The sequence below is a fragment of the Massilia sp. 9I genome, from assembly GCF_902506415.1.
In the GTDB taxonomy this organism is placed as follows: Bacteria; Pseudomonadota; Gammaproteobacteria; order Burkholderiales; family Burkholderiaceae_D; genus Telluria.
Genome location: NZ_LR733275.1, coordinates 2,206,798 through 2,223,337, shown reverse-complemented (window position 1 = coordinate 2,223,337; position 16,540 = coordinate 2,206,798). Strand labels below are relative to the sequence as shown.

The 16,540-nt window shown below is 66.2% G+C and carries 16 protein-coding genes; 11 read left to right on the top strand and 5 right to left on the bottom strand.

What is annotated here, in order from left to right; all coding sequences use genetic code 11:
- Positions 1–18 precede the first annotated feature (18 nt).
- Entirely contained in the window at positions 19–2,160 is a 2,142-nt protein-coding gene (locus GV068_RS10025) for a TonB-dependent siderophore receptor (protein ID WP_159697183.1), read from the bottom strand.
- A gap of 109 nt (positions 2,161–2,269) precedes the next feature.
- On the opposite strand from GV068_RS10025, the gene GV068_RS10020 reads away from it, so the two are divergent.
- The 3 genes from GV068_RS10020 (at position 2,270) to GV068_RS10010 (ending at position 5,136) form a co-directional block, all read left to right on the top strand.
- Positions 2,270–3,433 carry a PepSY domain-containing protein gene (locus tag GV068_RS10020; RefSeq protein WP_159697182.1) on the top strand — a complete coding sequence of 388 codons (1,164 nt, stop codon included), beginning with the start codon at positions 2,270–2,272 and terminating at the stop codon, positions 3,431–3,433.
- Positions 3,430–3,612: a hypothetical protein gene (locus GV068_RS10015; RefSeq protein WP_159697181.1), complete on the top strand. Its 183-nt coding sequence runs from the start codon at positions 3,430–3,432 to the stop codon at positions 3,610–3,612. Before GV068_RS10020 ends, GV068_RS10015 begins: the two co-directional genes overlap by 4 nt.
- Positions 3,613–3,684: 72 nt before the next feature.
- Complete coding sequence (locus GV068_RS10010) at positions 3,685–5,136, top strand: Ppx/GppA phosphatase family protein (RefSeq protein ID WP_159697180.1); 1,452 nt, start codon at positions 3,685–3,687, stop codon at positions 5,134–5,136.
- Here the strand turns inward: GV068_RS10010 and GV068_RS10005 are convergent.
- A complete protein-coding gene (locus tag GV068_RS10005; protein WP_159697179.1) occupies positions 5,133–5,609 on the bottom strand; it encodes a histidine phosphatase family protein in 477 nt (158 codons plus the stop codon). The genes GV068_RS10010 and GV068_RS10005 overlap by 4 nt on opposite strands.
- On the bottom strand, positions 5,575–7,725 hold the full coding sequence (ppk1, locus tag GV068_RS10000) for a polyphosphate kinase 1 (protein WP_159697178.1): 2,151 nt from the start codon (positions 7,723–7,725) through the stop codon (positions 5,575–5,577). The genes GV068_RS10005 and ppk1 overlap by 35 nt, the downstream gene beginning before the upstream one ends.
- Before the next feature lie 142 nt (positions 7,726–7,867).
- Here ppk1 and lepB point away from each other — a divergent pair, with 142 nt between their 5' ends.
- From lepB to GV068_RS09980, 4 genes are all read left to right on the top strand, one after another.
- Positions 7,868–8,533: a signal peptidase I gene (lepB, locus tag GV068_RS09995; RefSeq protein WP_159697177.1), complete on the top strand. Its 666-nt coding sequence runs from the start codon at positions 7,868–7,870 to the stop codon at positions 8,531–8,533.
- Positions 8,534–8,644: 111 nt separating this feature from the next.
- Positions 8,645–9,826: a multidrug effflux MFS transporter gene (locus GV068_RS09990; protein WP_159697176.1), complete on the top strand. Its 1,182-nt coding sequence runs from the start codon at positions 8,645–8,647 to the stop codon at positions 9,824–9,826.
- 19 nt (positions 9,827–9,845) lie between these two features.
- Positions 9,846–11,051, top strand: coding sequence for a hypothetical protein (locus GV068_RS09985; RefSeq protein ID WP_159697175.1), 1,206 nt, complete (start codon positions 9,846–9,848; stop codon positions 11,049–11,051).
- A gap of 6 nt (positions 11,052–11,057) precedes the next feature.
- Positions 11,058–11,696 carry an ABC transporter ATP-binding protein gene (locus GV068_RS09980; RefSeq protein ID WP_159697174.1) on the top strand — a complete coding sequence of 213 codons (639 nt, stop codon included), beginning with the start codon at positions 11,058–11,060 and terminating at the stop codon, positions 11,694–11,696.
- Here GV068_RS09980 and smpB read toward each other — a convergent pair whose 3' ends face one another.
- Complete coding sequence (gene smpB, locus GV068_RS09975) at positions 11,697–12,146, bottom strand: SsrA-binding protein SmpB (protein WP_159697173.1); 450 nt, start codon at positions 12,144–12,146, stop codon at positions 11,697–11,699.
- Positions 12,147–12,253: 107 nt separating this feature from the next.
- Here smpB and GV068_RS09970 point away from each other — a divergent pair, with 107 nt between their 5' ends.
- The 3 genes from GV068_RS09970 to GV068_RS09960 all read left to right on the top strand — a co-directional run bounded on the left by GV068_RS09970 (position 12,254) and on the right by GV068_RS09960 (position 14,268).
- Positions 12,254–12,685, top strand: coding sequence for a type II toxin-antitoxin system RatA family toxin (locus tag GV068_RS09970; RefSeq protein ID WP_159697172.1), 432 nt, complete (start codon positions 12,254–12,256; stop codon positions 12,683–12,685).
- Positions 12,678–12,998, top strand: coding sequence for an RnfH family protein (locus GV068_RS09965; protein WP_159697171.1), 321 nt, complete (start codon positions 12,678–12,680; stop codon positions 12,996–12,998). The genes GV068_RS09970 and GV068_RS09965 overlap by 8 nt, the downstream gene beginning before the upstream one ends.
- Before the next feature lie 226 nt (positions 12,999–13,224).
- Positions 13,225–14,268 (top strand): diguanylate cyclase, encoded by a 1,044-nt coding sequence (locus GV068_RS09960; RefSeq protein ID WP_159697170.1) that lies wholly within the window; start codon positions 13,225–13,227, stop codon positions 14,266–14,268.
- Positions 14,269–14,368: 100 nt separating this feature from the next.
- On the opposite strand, the gene GV068_RS09955 is transcribed toward GV068_RS09960, so the two are convergent.
- The gene (locus GV068_RS09955) at positions 14,369–14,869 is read right to left on the bottom strand and encodes a DUF4124 domain-containing protein (protein ID WP_159697169.1); all 501 of its coding nucleotides are present in this window, start codon (positions 14,867–14,869) and stop codon (positions 14,369–14,371) included.
- Between the two features lie 149 nt (positions 14,870–15,018).
- Between GV068_RS09955 and guaB the strand changes: the two genes are divergently transcribed.
- Positions 15,019–16,479, top strand: coding sequence for an IMP dehydrogenase (gene guaB / locus GV068_RS09950; protein ID WP_159697168.1), 1,461 nt, complete (start codon positions 15,019–15,021; stop codon positions 16,477–16,479).
- Positions 16,480–16,540: the final 61 nt, after the last annotated feature.

Here is a 16,540-nt window from a genome sequence, read left to right as displayed (position 1 = left end):
GGGCGCGGATAAGAGCGGTCAGAAGTCGACGGTCGCCGAGACCGCCAGGCTGCGCGGATTGCCCTGCACCAGGTAGCCGTAGCCCGGATAACCGCCCGCCGAGGCCCAGTAGTTCTTGTCGGTGAGGTTCTCGATGCGGGCGCGCAGGGTGACGTCGCGCTCCATCACGCGCAGATTGTAGTTGGCGCCGAGATCGAGGCGGTTCCAGGACGGCAGCTGCTGGGTGTTGGCCGCATTGGCGACCACCTTCGAGGTGTAGAGCACGCGGGCATTCAGCGACAGGCCTTGCACGCCCGGCACGTCCCAGGTGGCGCCCATGTTCAACTGGGTCTTCGGCACGCCAATGACGTCCTTGCCGCTCCCCAGCTCTTCCGCATCCAGCAGGGTTAGGCCGCCCAGCACGCGCAGGCCCTGCATCGGCATTCCGTACACGTTCAGTTCCACGCCACGGTTGCGCTGCGCGCCGTAGATGCCGAAGCGGTTGCCGACCACTGCGCCGCTCGGGCGCGAGGTGGTGAAGACCGCCGCGCTCATGCCCAGCTTGCCGCCGTCGTACTTGACGCCCGCTTCCTTCTGGCGCGAGACGAAGGGTGGGAAGATCTCACCCTGGTTGATGATGTTGACGCCATTCGCCACCGGTCCCTTCTGCAGGGCTTCGGCGTAGTTGGCATAGACCGACACGCCCTTGGCGGGCTTGTATACGATGCCGAAGGCGGGCGTCAGTTCGCCTTCCTCATAAGCGGCGTTTGGCGCCCCGGTGCCGTAGTCGTAGCCGTAGTCCTTGAGCTTCTGGTAGCGCGCACCCACCGTCACCAGCACGCGCTCGTCCAGGAAGCCGAGGGTGTCGGCGATCGCCAGGCTCGAGGCGATCGTCTTCTGGGTCAGCAGCGGATTGTCCAGTTTACCGCCCGTGAAGAAGGCGTTCGACGGCGCGGCCACGTCGACCGGACGGTACAGGTTGGACGGGAAGCCCGCAAAGTCGCTCATGGCGTAGGCGTTCTTCGACTCGGCGTGGAAGCTCGAGGCGGTGGTGCTCAGCTTGTGCGATACCGCGCCCGTCTTCAACTCGGTGCGTACGCCGACTTCGCCGGTGCGCACGTCGTCCTCGCGCACGTTGTCGAAGCGCGTCATGGTGGTGTTGCCGTTCAGCGCGGTGACGGTGGGCGAAGAGATCACGTTGTCTTCCACCCCCTTGCGCATGCCGAGGGCGGCCCATGCAGTGGCGCCGCCCGGCAGGTCGGCTTCCGCGCGCAGGGTGCCGAAGGTGTCGCGTTCGCCCGAGAAGGTCCAGGGCTGGGCGTAGTTGCTGTCGCTGTCGGGGGCCGCGATGATCGGCAGCGGCTCGCTCACGGTCACGCTCGGACGGGCGCCGCGCAGCTGGTGGTCCTGGTGGCCGATGTCGGCCGAGAGGCGGTAGCCCTTGCCGCGGTAGTCCAGGCCGACCGCATACAGGCTCAGTTCGCGGCTCTCGCGGTCCACCGCCGTATCGCCGTCGCGGCGCACCGCATTGACCCGCACGCCCAAGCGGTTCTCACTGCCGAAGCGGCGCGAGACGTCCGTCGCCAGGTAGCGCTGGCCGCCGCTCTCCACGCCCGCCGTCACCTGCGTCAGCGGCCGGTTGGCGGCGCGCTTGGGCAGCAGGTTGATGGCGCCGCCGATCCCGCCGCTGCTGGGCGGCGCGCCGGTGATGAAGCTGTTCGCGCCGCGCAGCACTTCGACGCGTTCCAGGAGTTCCGAGGCGATGTACTGGCGCGGCAGCAGGCCATACAGGCCGTTGTAGGCCATGTCGTCCGAATACACCGGGAAGCCGCGGATCATGTACAGCTCCTGGTAATTGCCGAAGCCGCGCGCCGAACGCACGGCCGAGTCGTTCTGCACCACGTCGGCGACGCTGCGCGCCTGCTGCTCCTGGATGATGCCGAGCGTGTAGTTGGTGGTGTTGAAGGGCGTGTCCATGATGTCCACGTTGCCCAGCAGGCCGAGGCGGCCGCCGCGCGCGACCTGGCCGCCGGCGTAGGCGGAGGGCAGGCCCTGGGCCGAGGCGTCGGCGGAGGCGGTGACGACGACGGTGGCGACCGGTTCGGTCGGTGCGGTGTCCTGGGCTTGCGCGGCAAAGGCAGCGGCGGCGAGGGCGATCGGGGTCAGGCGGAGCAGTTTCATCTTCGGAATCGGTTTTTCTTAATGAGAATGATTGTCATTCTATCCGCTTTGGCTTGCTTCTGTAAATGAGAACGATTATTATTTGGCGAACGAAGCCATCCCACTGCCCATGTCCCCCGTCTCTTTACGCCGCTGGAGCTGGATCCATAAATGGAGCAGCCTGGTCTGCACCGTCTTCATGCTGCTGCTGTGCCTCACCGGCCTGCCGCTGATCTACCACCACGAAATCGGCCACCTGCTCGGCACCGACGTCGAAGCACCGAGCATGGCGCCCGACACCCCGCGCGGGAACATCGACGCCGTGCTGGCCTCGGCCCAGGCGCTCTATCCCAACAAGATGGCGATGTACATCTCGCAAGAAGCGGACGAACCGGCAATCTGGAACGTCACCCTGGGCGACCATCCGAACGACGAGCACTACAAGCCGATCGCGGTCGACGCCCGCACGACCAAGGTGATCACCGAGCCGGCCTTCGAGGGCGGCGTCTTCATGTCCACCATGTTCCGCCTGCACGTCGACCTGTTCGCGGGCCTGTACGGCAAACTGTTCCTCGGTTTCATGGGCCTGCTACTGATCGTGGCCGTGGTGAGCGGGGTGGTGCTGTACGCGCCCTTCATGCGCAAGCTCGACTTCGGCGCCGTGCGCCACGAGCGCAGCAATGTCATCAAGTGGCTCGACCTGCACAACCTGCTCGGCATCGTGACCCTGGTCTGGGTCTTCGTGGTGGGCGCCACCGGCATGGTCAACACCTGGGCCGACCTGCTGCTTAAATACTGGCAGAACACCGAGATCGCCGAGATGCTCAAGCCCTATGAAGGCCAGCCGAAGGTCGAGAAGATGGCCTCGATCCACGAGGCCATCCTGCGCGCAGAAAGCGCGGAACCCGGCATGAAGGTCGCCTTCGTTGCCTTCCCCGGCACTCCGTTCGCCAGCCCGCACCACTACGGCATCTTCATGCGCGGCGATGAAGCCTTCAGCTCGCGCCTGTACAAGCCGGTGCTGATCGACGCCGGCACCGGCGAGATCACCGACCGCCGCGAGCTGCCCTGGTACCTCACCGCGCTGCTGCTGTCGCAGCCGCTGCACTTCGGCGACTACGGCGGCCAGGCCATGAAGCTGCTGTGGGCGCTGCTCGACATCGGCACCATCATCATCCTCGGCAGCGGCCTCTATTTGTGGCTCAAGCGCAGCCGCAAGAGCAAGACCGTCGCCCAGACGTCACCGGCGGTCCGGGAAGCGCCGGCGCTGGCCCGATCGAAGGAAGCCCGATGATCCGCACCCGCACCCAAATCTGGGCCATTCCCGTGCTGCTGGCCGTGCTTACCGTGGTCGGCCTGGTGGCGGCGCTGCTGGGCGACGGCGTCTGGGACCTGGTCTCGGCCGCGACCCTCGGCGCGCCGGTCGCGGTCGGCGCCTGGTGCGCGCTGAGGCGCACGCCCGCGCAGCGCTGAGACGCGCCGCACGGTATACTTTCGCCCACGGCAGCCCATCGGCGGCAAGCCGCGCAACCAGCGAGAGAGCGTATGTTTGCAGCAGTGGACCTGGGGTCCAACAGCTTCCGGCTTCACATCGGCGAACCTGCCGGCGGCCGCATGCACATTGTGCGCACCGCGCGCGATCCGATCCGGCTGGCCGCGGGCCTGGACGGGGACAATATGCTCACCGAGGCCGCGATGCGCAGCGCGGTCCGTTCCTTGGCAGGCTTTCGCGCCATCCTCGACGAATACACCCTGGATGCGGTGCGCGTGGTTGCCACCAACACCCTGCGCGTGGCGCGCAACGCCGACCTGCTGCTGCCGCAGCTGGAGCAGGCCATCGGCCATCCGGTCGAGGTCATCTCGGGCGAGGAAGAAGGGCGCCTGATCTACATGGGCGTGGCGCGCGCCATCGACAAGCCGGACGAGCGGCGCCTCGTGATCGATATCGGCGGCGGCTCGACCGAGGTCATCGCGGCCATCGGTCCGGAGATCACGCTGGTCGAATCCTTCGGCATCGGCACCCATCCCCAGACTGCCGCCTTCTTCGCGGACGGCCGCATCACGGCGCAGCGCTTCGACGCCGCCGTCCTTGCCGCGCGCGCCCGCTTCGAGGATGCGGCCGACCTGTACAAGGCGCAGGGCTGGGATGCCGCCTACGGTTCTTCCGGCACGATGCGCGCCATCGCCGAAGTCCTGGCCAGGAACGGCATCGGCGACGGGAGCATGTCGCAGGCCAGCCTGCAGGCGTTGCGTGAGGTCCTCCTGGCACTGGGCCATGTCGACGCCTTTGACATGCCGGGGATCAAGCGCGAGCGGGTGCCGGTGATGGTCGGCGGCCTGACGGTCCTAATCGGCGTGATGCAGGAGCTGGGCGTGGCGCAGCTCATGGCGGTCAATGCCGGCTTGCGCCTGGGCGTGCTGTCCGACCTCGAGCTGCGCGCCAGCCAGCGCGACCGGCGCGACGCTGCGATCCGCGCCTGCATGCGCCGCTTCGGCGTGGACAGCCAGCGCGCGCTGCGCACCGCGCACATCGCCTCGACCCTCTACGAAAAGCTGGAACCGGCGGACGCGCGTCCTCACTACCTGTGCTGGAGTGCGATGCTGCACGAAACGGGCCTGCTGGTGTCGATGACCGGCGCCCACAAGCACGGCGCCTACATCGTCGAACACGCCGACCTGCCGGGCTTCACCACGCGCGAGCAGCGCCTGATGAGCAGCCTGGTGCTGGGGCAGAAGGGCAACCTGCGCAAGATCCGCGAGCTGCTGGCCGAGCAGGACGTCGCCAAAGCGGCGCTGGCGCTGCGCCTGGCGGTGGTGTTCATGCACGCGCGCGCCGATGGCGACATCGGCGGCCTGAAGGCGCGCATGAAGAGCCGCATCGAGCTCGAGCTGCCCGCCGCGCTGCTGGACAAGCATCCGACCCTGGGACCGTGGCTGGAGAAGGAAGAGGGCGCGTGGAACGAGGTCGGGATTCCGTTCCAGGCGCGGGTGGTCTAGCGCAGCTGGCCGATGAAGTCCGGCCCCACCACCAGCTTCACATAGGGCAGCCCATCGCTGCCCTTGTGGGTGATCCAGAACACCCCCGCCTTGCGGATCCGCCAGTCCTGCTTGCCGCCGCACAGCACCATTGACGCGACCTGGCCCAGCAGGGGCTGGTGGCCGACGATCAGCGCCGGCTGGCGGTGCTTGGGCCAGCCGCTGGCCTCGAGGATCGCTTCGGCGCTCGCATCCGGCGCCAGCGCGTCGAGCAGCTTGTAGTTGCGGCCCAGCGCCTCCACCGTCTGCACGCAGCGCCTGGCAGGACTGCACAGCACCCGCACGTCGTCCGGCAGCTGGCGGTGCAGCCAGGCGCCGACCCGCGCCGCGTGGCGCTTGCCCTTGGGCGTCAGGGCGCGCTTCAGGTCGGCAGCGGCGTCGCCTTCCGCCGCATGGGGCTCAGCCTCGGCGTGCCGCCACAGGATCAGGTCCATCGTCATTCTCCTTGTTCGGATGCTTGCCGGCGCCGAGCATCTCCATAAGTTGTTGTTGGGCGCTGGCGGCCTTCTGCCCGCTGCGGGTCTTCTTGCGCCGGTAGTGCCCGTCGCTGCCCAGTTCCCAGGCGTTGACGTTGTCCTTCAGGTAGGGATGCAGGCCCTCGCGCAGCACGCGGCGCTTGAGCGCGGGCGAGCGGATCGGGAATGCCACTTCGACGCGCCGGAACAGGTTGCGGTTCATCCAGTCGGCGCTCGACAGGTAGACGTCGTGCTTCAGGTCGTTGCGGAAGTAAAACACCCGGGTATGTTCCAGGAAGCGCCCGACGATCGAGCGCACCTTGATGTTCTCGCTCAGTCCAGGCACGCCAGGCCGCAGCGAACAGGCGCCGCGCACGATCAGGTCGATGCGCACACCCGCTTCCGACGCTTCGTACAGGGCCTTGATCACCGATTCGTCGGTGAGTGAGTTCATCTTGGCGATGATGCGCGCCGGTCGGCCGTGTTTCGCGATGGCCGCCTCGTCGCGGATCGCACGCACCACTTCCTTCTGCAGCGAGAAGGGCGCCAGCCACAGGCTGGTGAGCTGCTTGGGACGGGTCAGGCTGGTGAGGTGGATGAAGACCTCGTTGACGTCGGCCGTGATCTCTTCGTCGCAGGTGAGCAGGCCGAAGTCGGTGTAGAACTTGGCGGTGGTGGAATTGTAGTTGCCGGTGCCGAGGTGGGCGTAGCGGCGCAGGCCGTGCTCTTCGCGGCGCAGAACCAAGGCCAGCTTGGCGTGGGTCTTCAGGCCCACCACGCCGTAGACCACCTGGGCGCCGGCCTGCTCCAGGCGCTCGGCCCAGTTGATGTTGGCCTCCTCGTCGAAGCGCGCCATCAGTTCGACGATCACCGTGACTTCCTTGCCGCGCCGCGCGGCCGCGATCAAGGCTTCCATCAGGTCCGAATTCATGCCGGCGCGGTAGATGGTCTGCTTGATCGCCGCCACGCAAGGGTCGGCCGCAGCCGACTGGATGAAGTCGATCACCGGCTGGAAGGATTCGAAGGGATGGTGCAGCAGCACGTCCTGGCGGCGCAGCGTGGCGAAGATGTCCGGCGCGGCGAGCTTGGGCGGGAAGCCGGGCGTAAAGGAGGGGAACTTCAGCTCCGGCTTGTCGTTGGTATTGACCACCTCCAGCAAGCGCCCGAGGTTGACCGGGCCGTCCACCGCGAACAGGCGCGAGCGGTCGATCTCGAACTGGTCGAGCAGAAAAGAGGCCAGGTGCGGCGGGCAGGCGTGGCCCACTTCGAGGCGCACCGCGAAGCCGTAGTTGCGGCTATGGAGCTCGCTCTGCAGCGCCTGGCGCAGGTTCTTGACTTCGTCCTCGTCGACCCACAGGTCGCTGTTGCGGGTCACCCGGAACTGCGAGTACGACAGCACCTCGCGTCCGGTGAACAGGTCGGCCAGGTGGGCCTGGATCACCGAGGACAGCAGGCAGTAGGAGGCGCCCTTCTTGTCCGACAGTTCATCCGGCAGGCGGATCACGCGCGGCAGCACGCGCGGCGCCTTCATGATGGCGATTCCCGTGCCGCGCCCGAAGGCGTCCTTGCCGGCCAGTTCGACGATGAAGTTGAGGCTCTTGTTGACCACGCGCGGGAAGGGGTGGGCCGGATCGAGGCCGATCGGCGTGAGCAGGGGGCGCACTTCCTTGTCGAAGAATTGCTTGACCCAGGCCCGCTGCGCCGCGTTGCGTTCGCCCCGGCGCAGCATGTGGATGCCGTTCTCCGACAGGCGCGGCAGGATCTCGCCGTTGAACAGCTTGTACTGGCGTTCGATCAGGCGCCGGCATTCGGCGCTGGCACGCTCCAGGGTGGTGGCCAGCGCATGCGGGATGCCGTTGTGGCCATGCTCCATCTGGTGCTGGGCCAGCAGGCTCGCCACCCGCACCTCGAAGAACTCGTCGAGGTTGCTGCACACGATGCACAGGAAGCGCAGGCGTTCGAGCAGGGGAATCGCCGGATCCTCGGCCTGGGCCAGCACCCGGCGGTTGAACTCGAGCAGCGACAGCTCGCGGTTCAGGAAGGGCTCAAGCATGCTCCTGGCTTCGGTGTCGGTGGCCTTGTGTTTCATGTCCATGGTCTGCGTCCTCGTCTCGGCGCGGCCAGTGTAGGTGGCGGATGTGACAAGGCAGTGACATGGAAGGTGGCTTAACGTTTAAGCATCATTAAAGACTGGATGCGTATAAAGACCTCATCAAAAATACAAGGAGGGTCGTCCAATGAAAGCCTTCATCCGCGCCAACAAGGGATTCCTGGCGTTCCTGCTGCTGTTCGGCGTGTTCCGCACCGCGGTGGCGGACTGGAACCCGATTCCATCCAGCTCCATGCGGCCCAATCTTCTGGAGGGCGACGTGGTCTTCGTGAATCGCCTGGCCTACAACGTCAAGGTCCCGCTGACCGACGTGGTAGTGGCGCGTACCGGTGAACCGCAGCGTGGCGACGTCGTCACCTTTACCTCGCCTGAAGACGGCACGCGCCTGATCAAGCGCGTGCTGGCGCTGCCGGGCGACCAGGTCGAGATGCGCAACGAGCGCCTCGTCATCAATGGAGTCGAATCGCAGTATTCGCTGCAGGAGGTGACCAAGGAGCTGGCCGACGGCGCGATGATGGACGCGCAGCGCGTCGATGAAACCATCGACGGCCGTCGCCACCGCATCCAGGTGCTCCCGCAGCGCATGGTGCCGCGCGACTTCGGTCCGGTGACCGTGCCGCCGGAGGCCTACCTGATGTTGGGCGACAACCGCGACATGAGCCGCGACTCGCGCTATATCGGCTTCGTCCCGCGCCACCTGCTGATCGGGCGCGCCGAGCGCATCCTGGTCTCGGCCGACTACCTCGGCAACTGGCTGCCGCGGCCGGAGCGCTTCGGGATGTCGCTGCGCTGAGCGCCAAGCTGCTTTGGGGGACGGCCAAATTGTTTTTTGTGAAATTCAGTACAATTGCGTCCCCCGGACGCTTGCCTGTCGCAGTGCCGGTCATTTTCAGAAGGCACTGCCATGCAACGACTCCTCACCACCATCCTCGCCTGCCTCGGCATGATCGGGGCGCTCGCGATCGATACCTACCTGCCGTCGATGCCGGCGATCGGTGTCGAATTCGGCGTCGGGCCGGTGGCGGTGCAGCAGACGCTGAGCGTCTTCCTGTTCTGTTTTGCCTTGATGATGCTGTTCTACGGGACCCTGTCCGACTCCTTCGGACGCCGTCCCGTGATCCTGGGTGCGCTGTCGATGTACACGCTGGCCTCGATCGGCGCTGCCTTCGCGCCGACCTTCGGCTGGCTGCTGGCCTTCCGTGCGCTGCAGGGCCTCTCGGCCGGCGCCGGCTCGGTGATCGGCCAGGCGATCGTGCAGGACCGCTTCGCCGGGGCGCAGGCGCAGAAGATGATGTCCCACATCATGATGGTGTTCGGCCTGGCGCCGGCCATCGCCCCGGTGCTGGGCGGCTGGCTGCACGTGACCTTCGGTTGGCGCTCGACCTTCGTGTTCCTGGCGATCTTCGGCGCCGCCATGATCGTCCTGGTGGCGCGCATGCTGCCGGAGAGCCTGCCGCGCGAGAAACGCCAGGTCTTCCATCCGGTGACCATCGCCCGCAACTACCTGATGGTGCTGCGCAATCCGCAGTTCGTGATGCTGTCGCTGGCCCTCGGCCTGGTGTTCGGCGGCCTGTCCCTGTACATCGGCTCGGCGGCCAACTTCGTGATGGAGATCCTGGGCCTGCCGGAGACCGCGTTTGCCTGGATGTTCATTCCCCTGATCGGCGGCATGGTGATCGGCTCGGCCTGGGGCGGCAAGCGCGCCGCCAAGGCGCCCCCTGGCCGCCTGCTGTGGATCGGCTACGGCGTGATGGCGCTGGCCTCGGTGCTCAACGTCGGCTACAACGCACTGTTCGCGGCCAGCGTGCCGTGGGCGGTGTTGCCGCTGGGCGTGTTCACCTTCGGTCTCGCGGTGGCGATGCCGGGCATCCAGCTGTCGGCCATGGGCCTGTTCCCGAACAACCGTGGCCTGGCGGCGTCGATGGTCGGTTTTATCCAGATGATGTCCTTCGCGCTGGTCTCCGGCCTGGTGGCGCCGCTGCTGTTCGGCAGCGCGCTCAAGCTGGCCTGCGGCGCCGCAATCGGCTGCGTGCTGAGCTTCCTGATGTGGCGCCTCAGCCGGCGTTTCGCCAAGCCGGCCATTTAATGCGGCAGCGGAAGAACGCATGACGGCAACTAGCCCGTTCTTCCTGATGTTGCGCAGCCGGCGCGCCTACTTCCGCCGGCAATCCTTCGCGCTCTACCTGCGCTACGCGCACCTGCTCGGCGTGCTGTTGATGCTGTTCGGTGTAGCGCTGGCCGAACGGCCGGCGCTGCTGGCGGAACCGATCCTGCATTTCTGGCGCGCGCCCGGCAGCGTCCTTGCCGATGCCGCCTGGGCCGGCACCTGGCTGGCCTGCATCTTCGTCTGGGTGCGCATTCATCGTGGATTCATCGCGGGCGGTCCACTCGCAAGCTTCACGCGCTCGCTGCCGCTGGGCGTCGGCACGGCACCGCTGGTCGATGCGGCGATGCTGCTGGTCGGCCTGCAAGTCTTCCTGGTGCCGGTCGGGCTGTCCGTGTGGACGGTCGCGACTGAACCTGGCGGAGCAGGGCACTGGTTCGGTCTGCGTGCGGCATTGCTGGTCGTATTGAGCCTGCATGCGGCCCATGCTGCGGCCACGCGCGTTGCGCCACGCGCCGTCCTGATTCCGGCTCTGGGATTCGTTGCGCTGGCCGGGGCGGGCCTGGGCGGCATGCTGGAGCCGGCGATCCTGTGCGCGGCGCTGCTGGCGGCCGGCGCCGGCCTGGCCGGACGCCTGGCTGCGGCGCCGGCACTTGACGCGGACGGCCGTGCAGCCAGTCCATCCTCCCTGCGCCTGGGCGGCTGGGGTTTCCTGCTGGCCTGGCAGCTGTCGCTGCTGGCGCGCCGCCACGCGCACGCCGCGCTGCCGCGCCTTGGCCTCGCGATCGGTATCCAGGCCGCCAGCCTCTGGATGATCTTCGGCGTCGGCAAGCTGGCCGAGTCCTCGGCCTTCCTGAAGGTCGGCTGCTGGCTGAGCGCCGCCACCATGTCCGGCTTCTTCTACCTGTTCTGGACCACGCGCCAGCCGCTGCAGGCCTGGCAGCGCAGCCTGCGCTACGGGGCGCTGCGCATGGCGCTTGCCGAGCAGGCCTGCGTGCTGGGCGCGACTGCGCTGCTGTTTGCCGGCGCCTATGCCGCCTGCCTGCTGCAGCCAGGACAGGGCGGCATCGTCGGCGCCCAGCTGGTCAAGCATGCGGCAGGCGCCATCTTCACCCTGGCGCTGCTGGGTGCGCCGATCATCCAGCGCCACCAGGACGGCATCCTGATCAAGATCGCGCTGCTGGTCGTGACTTTCCTCTTACTGTGAGACGCGATGACGACTTTGCTTGAAGCCGAGGGACTCGGCATGCAGTTCTCGGGACAGGTCCTGTTTCGCGGCCTGTCGTTCGCCTTCGGACCCGGCGTGGTGGCCCTGATGGGGCAGAACGGTGCGGGCAAATCCACGCTGCTGTCGCTGCTGGCGGGGGTGAATCCGCCGCAGACGGGGCGCATCCTGGTCGCCCGCGCCGACCTGCACGCTGCCCCGCGCCGCGCGCGCGCGCAGCTGGCCTGGGTGCCCGATGAATCGGTGGCCTACGAATTCATGTCGGGCGACGAGTTCCTGCGCATGGTGCTGGTGCTGCGCGGGCAGCGCGACGCGCCTGCGCTGCCGGCACTGGTGGAAGGTTTAGGCCTCCAGGCGCACCTGCACAAGCGTTTCGAGGCGATGTCGCTCGGCACGCGCAAGAAGTTCATGCTGGTGGCGGGGCTGGCGAGCGAGGCGAGGGTGGTGCTGATGGACGAGCCGACCAACGGCATCGATGCCGGGGCCAAGGCCTACCTGATGGAGGTATTCAGGCGCGAGCGGGACCGGCGCCTGTTCCTGTTTTCGACGCACGACGGGGACGCCGTCGCGCAGTCGAACGCCCAGGTGATGAACCTGGACCGCGCGGGAGCGATGCGCGCGGCTTGATCAGCGGCGGTGCTGCTTCATCGCCGAGGCGACTTCGCGCTTGGCGTCGCGGTCCTTCTCGGTGGCGCGCTTGTCGTGCTGCTTCTTGCCCTTGGCCAGGCCGATCTCGCACTTCACGCGGCCGCCCTTGAAGTGCAGGTTCAGCGGCAGCAGGGTATAGCCGGCGCGTTCGACCTTGCCGACCAGTTTGTCCACCTCGGCGCGGTGCAGCAGCAGCTTGCGGGTGCGCAGCGCTTCCGGGTGGCTGAAGGCGGACGCCGTGGTCAGCGCGCTGATGTGGGCGCCGAACAGGAACAGCTCGCCGTTGCGCACGACGACATAGGCCTCCTTGATCTGAACCTTGCCTTCGCGGATGGCCTTGACTTCCCACCCCTCCAGCACGATGCCGGCTTCATACCGGTCCTCGATGAAGTAGTCGAAAAAAGCTTTTTTATTGTCAACAATACTCATGAAATAGCGAAAATCCGCGTCTCGGTTAAACTACTGCTGTGGCGCCGATGCAAGGATTGCATGGCGCAAAATGCAACTCGTCCAACATCATAACAAACGGTTGACCAATGGCAGTAGTGCACAAATCAGTTTTTCTCGGCTATAGCACCGAGCAGATGTTCGACCTTGTCGCCAAGGTTGAAGACTATCCAAAATTCCTGCCCTGGTGCGGCGGCGTGAAAGTCCTCGAACGGTCCGAGGACAAGCTGGTCGCCAGCCTGCAAATCAATTTCCACGGCGTGAAGCAGAGCTTTGCCACCTCGAACCACAACAACCGTCCGACCCAAATGAAGATGCACCTGGTCGACGGACCGTTCAAGATGCTGGAAGGAACCTGGAATTTCAAGGCGCTGCGCGCCGACGCCTGCAAGATCGACTTCGAACTGCAGTACGAGTTCTCCAGCATCATCCTGGAACAGATCATCGGCCCGGTGTTCGGCATGATCGCCAACACCATGGTCGATTCCTTCAGCAAGCGGGCCGAGGCGATCTATGGCTGAACTGCTGCAGGTCTATGTCTGCTACGCCTCGGCGCGCGACGAGTTCCTGCGTCCGATGAAGGTCGCGCCCGGCACCACCATCGGCGCCGCGATCGAGATGAGCGGCGTGCTGGAAGCGTATCCGGACATTAACCTGAGCACCCAGCCGGTCGGCATCTACGCCAAAAAGCAGACGCTCGACACCGTCCTGCGCGAGCGCGACCGCATCGAAATCTACCGCCCGCTGGTGGCGGACCCCAAGGATTCGCGGCGCCGGCGCGCGGCCAAGAAGGACGCCGCGGCGCCTGCGTCCGCTCAGGGCGCGGCTCCCTAGGCCTGATCAAGGCCTTTCTACTGTTGCAAGCTCAGGTTCAAATTGCATCGGGGCAAGAAGACTTGCCGCAGTTCTTGCTATCATATGGCTGAGCCAATGATTCGGGACGGACGGCCCGGCGCCGGCTCCATCGCATGCAGTGCGGCCGGCCCACCCCAGGGTGGCGATGCGCCATTGCTTTCCCCGTCCGCTGTCGCTTCTGCCCATGCTGAGTACCCTGAGTCTGATGTTGGTCACCACCGCGCTGTCGGTGGTCATGTTACTGGTCCTGTCTTCGCTTGCCAGCAGCAAGGTCGTCGGTATCCGTGAATGGGGACAGGCCAATGCCCTGGCGGTCATTTCACTGCTGCTGTTCGCATCGCGCGGCGTCCTGCCCGACCTCTTGAGCCTCGAGCTCGCCAATGCGATGCTGCTGGCGACGATCGCGCTGATGTACGTGGGTTTTCGCCGCCACCTCGGCCTGGCCGTGCCGGTCCGCGCCCTGGTGCTGGGCGGGCTCGCCGCATTCTGCGCTCTGGTGGTCTTCCATGACGTGCACGAGTCGCTGTCCCTGCGCATCACCTCGGTCTCGGCCTACCATGCCAGCGTCTGCTTCGCCATCTACCGCTGCGTGCCGAAGGTAGCGGAAGGGCGCCTGCGCTATCCTTTCACCTTCACCCGCATTACCGCCTTCGCGCTCGGATGCGGGCATGCCTTCCGCGGGTCATTCTATGCGGTGGATGCCTGGGCGCCGATCACCTCGATCGATCCGGCCACCATCAACATCGCCTTCGTCGCGATCGGTACCCTGGCCATGCCGGCGCTGACCCTGGGCGCAGTGATGATGTCGAACGCGCGCGTGCTGTCCGAGACGGCCTATGCCGCCGAGCACGATCACCTGACGGGCGCCCCTTCGCGCCGCGCCTTCTTCGAGGCCGCCGAGCGCGAACTGGCGCGGGCGCAGCGCCACGGTAGCGGTCTCGGCCTTCTGCTGATCGATGCCGACCACTTCAAGCGCATCAATGACACCTATGGACACGGCGTGGGCGACCAGGTGCTGCGCGACCTGGTGCAGCGTACCCAGGAAGTGATCCGCAAGATCGACTACTGCGCCCGCCTGGGTGGGGAAGAGTTCGGGGTGCTTTTACCGGAAGCTACGCGCGAGACAGCGCTGGCCGTGGCCGAGCGCCTGCGCAGCGCACTGGACAGATCGACGCAGGCCGAGGGTGCGGCCTATACGGTCAGCATCGGCCTGGCGATGCTGGAAGAGGGGAAGATTTCTCCGACCTGATGAACCGCGCGGACGCGGCCCTGTATGCGGCCAAGGAAGGCGGGCGCAACCGGGTGGTGACGGCGCGCCCGCGCGGCGATGCGGACTCGGGCGTGCCGGCTTAGCGGCACTCGGCGAGAACCTTGTTGGCGCGGGCCAGCTGCGCAGCCCTTTCCTCGTCGGTGGCGATGCGGCGTTCGCCTTGGGCGCCGATGCGTCCGATGCGTACGCCGGATTCCACCTGCGCACGCGATTCGCGTGCGGCCTCGCAGCGTTCCGCAGCGTCGCGCTGGCGCTGGGCGTCCGCCTGTGCCTTACGTTCCGCTTCCTCCGTTTTCTTGAGGCGCTCACGATACTCCGCATCGCGGTCGGCCAGGGTCGGCGCCGGCTTGACGGTCGGCGCGGCCGGCGCAGGAGCGGGGGCAGCTACCGGCGTGGGCGCCGGCGCGCGGCCTGGCGCCTTAAGGATCTTGTGCGGCGGCGTGTTCGGTGGTGGTGGGCGGTCCGAGAACTGGCGCACGCCGTTCTCGCCGATCCAGGAGTATTGGGCCTGTGCCAGGCTGCTGGCGAAGAGCAGGGCGGTGGCGGCAATCAGGCGAAGCGATGAAGTCGAGCGCAGCATAAAAGTTTTCCTTGAGTAACAGTCGGATTTCGCCACGCTTGCGTTCGGCTGTCAATGACGGGCTCCTGCAAAAGGCCATTTTTAGGCATGGCTGCGACAGTCTTTTGTACTTTCTGTATAATTCACTTTTGCGCCTATAGGAAAATGCTATGCGTCTACTCCAAAAAGCACTCACGTTCGATGACGTGCTGCTCGTCCCGGCTTACTCCAACGTTCTTCCGGCCGAAACTTCCCTTCGCACCAAACTGACCCGGAATATCACGCTGAATATCCCGCTGCTGTCGGCAGCGATGGACACCGTGACCGAGGCACGCCTGGCGATCGCGATGGCTCAGGAGGGCGGCATCGGCATCATCCACAAGAACTTGAGGCCAAGCGACCAGGCCCGTGAGGTAGCGCGCGTCAAGCGTTTCGAAGCGGGCGTGCTGCGCGACCCGATCACCATTCCCCCGACCATGAAGATCCGTGAAGTGCTGGCGCTTTCGCAGCAGCACGGCATCAGCGGCTTCCCGGTGGTGGAAGGCAAGCAGGTTGTCGGCATCATCACCAACCGCGATCTGCGTTTCGAGGAAGACCTGGACGCGGAAGCCCGCGCCAAGATGACCCCGCGCGAAAAACTCGTCTACGTCAACGAAGACGCGAACACCGAGGAAGCCAAGCGCCTGATGAACAAGCACCGCCTGGAGCGTGTGCTGGTCGTTAACGGCGACTTCGAGCTGCGCGGCCTCATTACCGTCAAGGACATCCAGAAGTCGCACGAGCACCCGCTCGCATCGAAAGATTCGCAGGGCAAGCTGCTGGTAGGCGCGGCCGTGGGCGTGGGCCAGCGCGACGAAGAACGCATCGAGCTGCTGGTTGCCGCCGGCGTGGACGTGCTGGTGGTCGACACCGCGCACGGCCATTCGCAAGGCATCCTCGACCGCGTGAAATGGATCAAGGAGCGTTACCCGCACGTTGACGTCATCGGCGGTAACATCGCCACCGCGGCCGCTGCCAAGGCGCTGGTCGAACACGGCGCCGACGCGGTCAAGGTCGGCATCGGCCCGGGCTCGATCTGCACCACCCGTATCGTTGCCGGCGTCGGCGTGCCGCAGATCACCGCAATCTCGAACGTGGCCAAGGCGCTCGAAGGCACCGGCGTGCCCTGCATCGCCGACGGCGGCATCCGCTTCTCGGGCGACATCTCGAAGGCGCTGGCAGCAGGCGCGCACACCGTCATGATGGGCAGCATGTTTGCCGGCACCGACGAAGCGCCGGGCGAAACCATCCTGTACCAGGGCCGCAGCTACAAGTCCTACCGCGGCATGGGCAGCCTGGGTGCGATGGCCGAAGGTTCGGCCGACCGCTATTTCCAGGAAGCATCAAGCAAGGCCGACAAGTTCGTCCCGGAAGGCATCGAAGGCCGCGTCGCTTATAAAGGCAGCGTGCTGGCGATCATCTTCCAGCTGGTTGGCGGCGTGCGCCAGTCGATGGGTTACTGCGGCTGCGCCACCATCGAAGAACTGCGCGAGAAGGCGGAGTTCGTCGAAATCACCTCGGCCGGCATGCGCGAATCCCACGTGCACGACGTGCAGATCACCAAGGAAGCTCCGAACTACCGTTCCGAGTAACCAGTCAAACGGCGCCAGTGCGCCGTTTTTTGTACCGGGCGGCCGCACGCGGCGCCCGGTC

Bases quoted from the DNA above. Each gene is read 5' to 3' on its own strand.
- GV068_RS09990 (WP_159697176.1), top strand. From the start codon at position 8,645: ATGCAACGACTCCTCACCACCATCCTCGCCTGCCTCGGCATGATCGGG.
- GV068_RS09980 (WP_159697174.1), top strand. From the start codon at position 11,058: ATGACGACTTTGCTTGAAGCCGAGGGACTCGGCATGCAGTTCTCGGGA.
- GV068_RS09985 (WP_159697175.1), top strand. From the start codon at position 9,846: ATGACGGCAACTAGCCCGTTCTTCCTGATGTTGCGCAGCCGGCGCGCC.
- guaB (WP_159697168.1), top strand. From the start codon at position 15,019: ATGCGTCTACTCCAAAAAGCACTCACGTTCGATGACGTGCTGCTCGTC.
- lepB (WP_159697177.1), top strand. From the start codon at position 7,868: ATGAAAGCCTTCATCCGCGCCAACAAGGGATTCCTGGCGTTCCTGCTG.
- GV068_RS09955 (WP_159697169.1), bottom strand. From the start codon at position 14,869: ATGCTGCGCTCGACTTCATCGCTTCGCCTGATTGCCGCCACCGCCCTG.
- GV068_RS10025 (WP_159697183.1), bottom strand. From the start codon at position 2,160: ATGAAACTGCTCCGCCTGACCCCGATCGCCCTCGCCGCCGCTGCCTTT.
- GV068_RS09965 (WP_159697171.1), top strand. From the start codon at position 12,678: ATGGCTGAACTGCTGCAGGTCTATGTCTGCTACGCCTCGGCGCGCGAC.
- GV068_RS10005 (WP_159697179.1), bottom strand. From the start codon at position 5,609: ATGGACCTGATCCTGTGGCGGCACGCCGAGGCTGAGCCCCATGCGGCG.
- GV068_RS09960 (WP_159697170.1), top strand. From the start codon at position 13,225: ATGTTGGTCACCACCGCGCTGTCGGTGGTCATGTTACTGGTCCTGTCT.
- GV068_RS10010 (WP_159697180.1), top strand. From the start codon at position 3,685: ATGTTTGCAGCAGTGGACCTGGGGTCCAACAGCTTCCGGCTTCACATC.
- ppk1 (WP_159697178.1), bottom strand. From the start codon at position 7,725: ATGGACATGAAACACAAGGCCACCGACACCGAAGCCAGGAGCATGCTT.
- GV068_RS10020 (WP_159697182.1), top strand. From the start codon at position 2,270: ATGTCCCCCGTCTCTTTACGCCGCTGGAGCTGGATCCATAAATGGAGC.
- GV068_RS10015 (WP_159697181.1), top strand. From the start codon at position 3,430: ATGATCCGCACCCGCACCCAAATCTGGGCCATTCCCGTGCTGCTGGCC.
- smpB (WP_159697173.1), bottom strand. From the start codon at position 12,146: ATGAGTATTGTTGACAATAAAAAAGCTTTTTTCGACTACTTCATCGAG.
- GV068_RS09970 (WP_159697172.1), top strand. From the start codon at position 12,254: ATGGCAGTAGTGCACAAATCAGTTTTTCTCGGCTATAGCACCGAGCAG.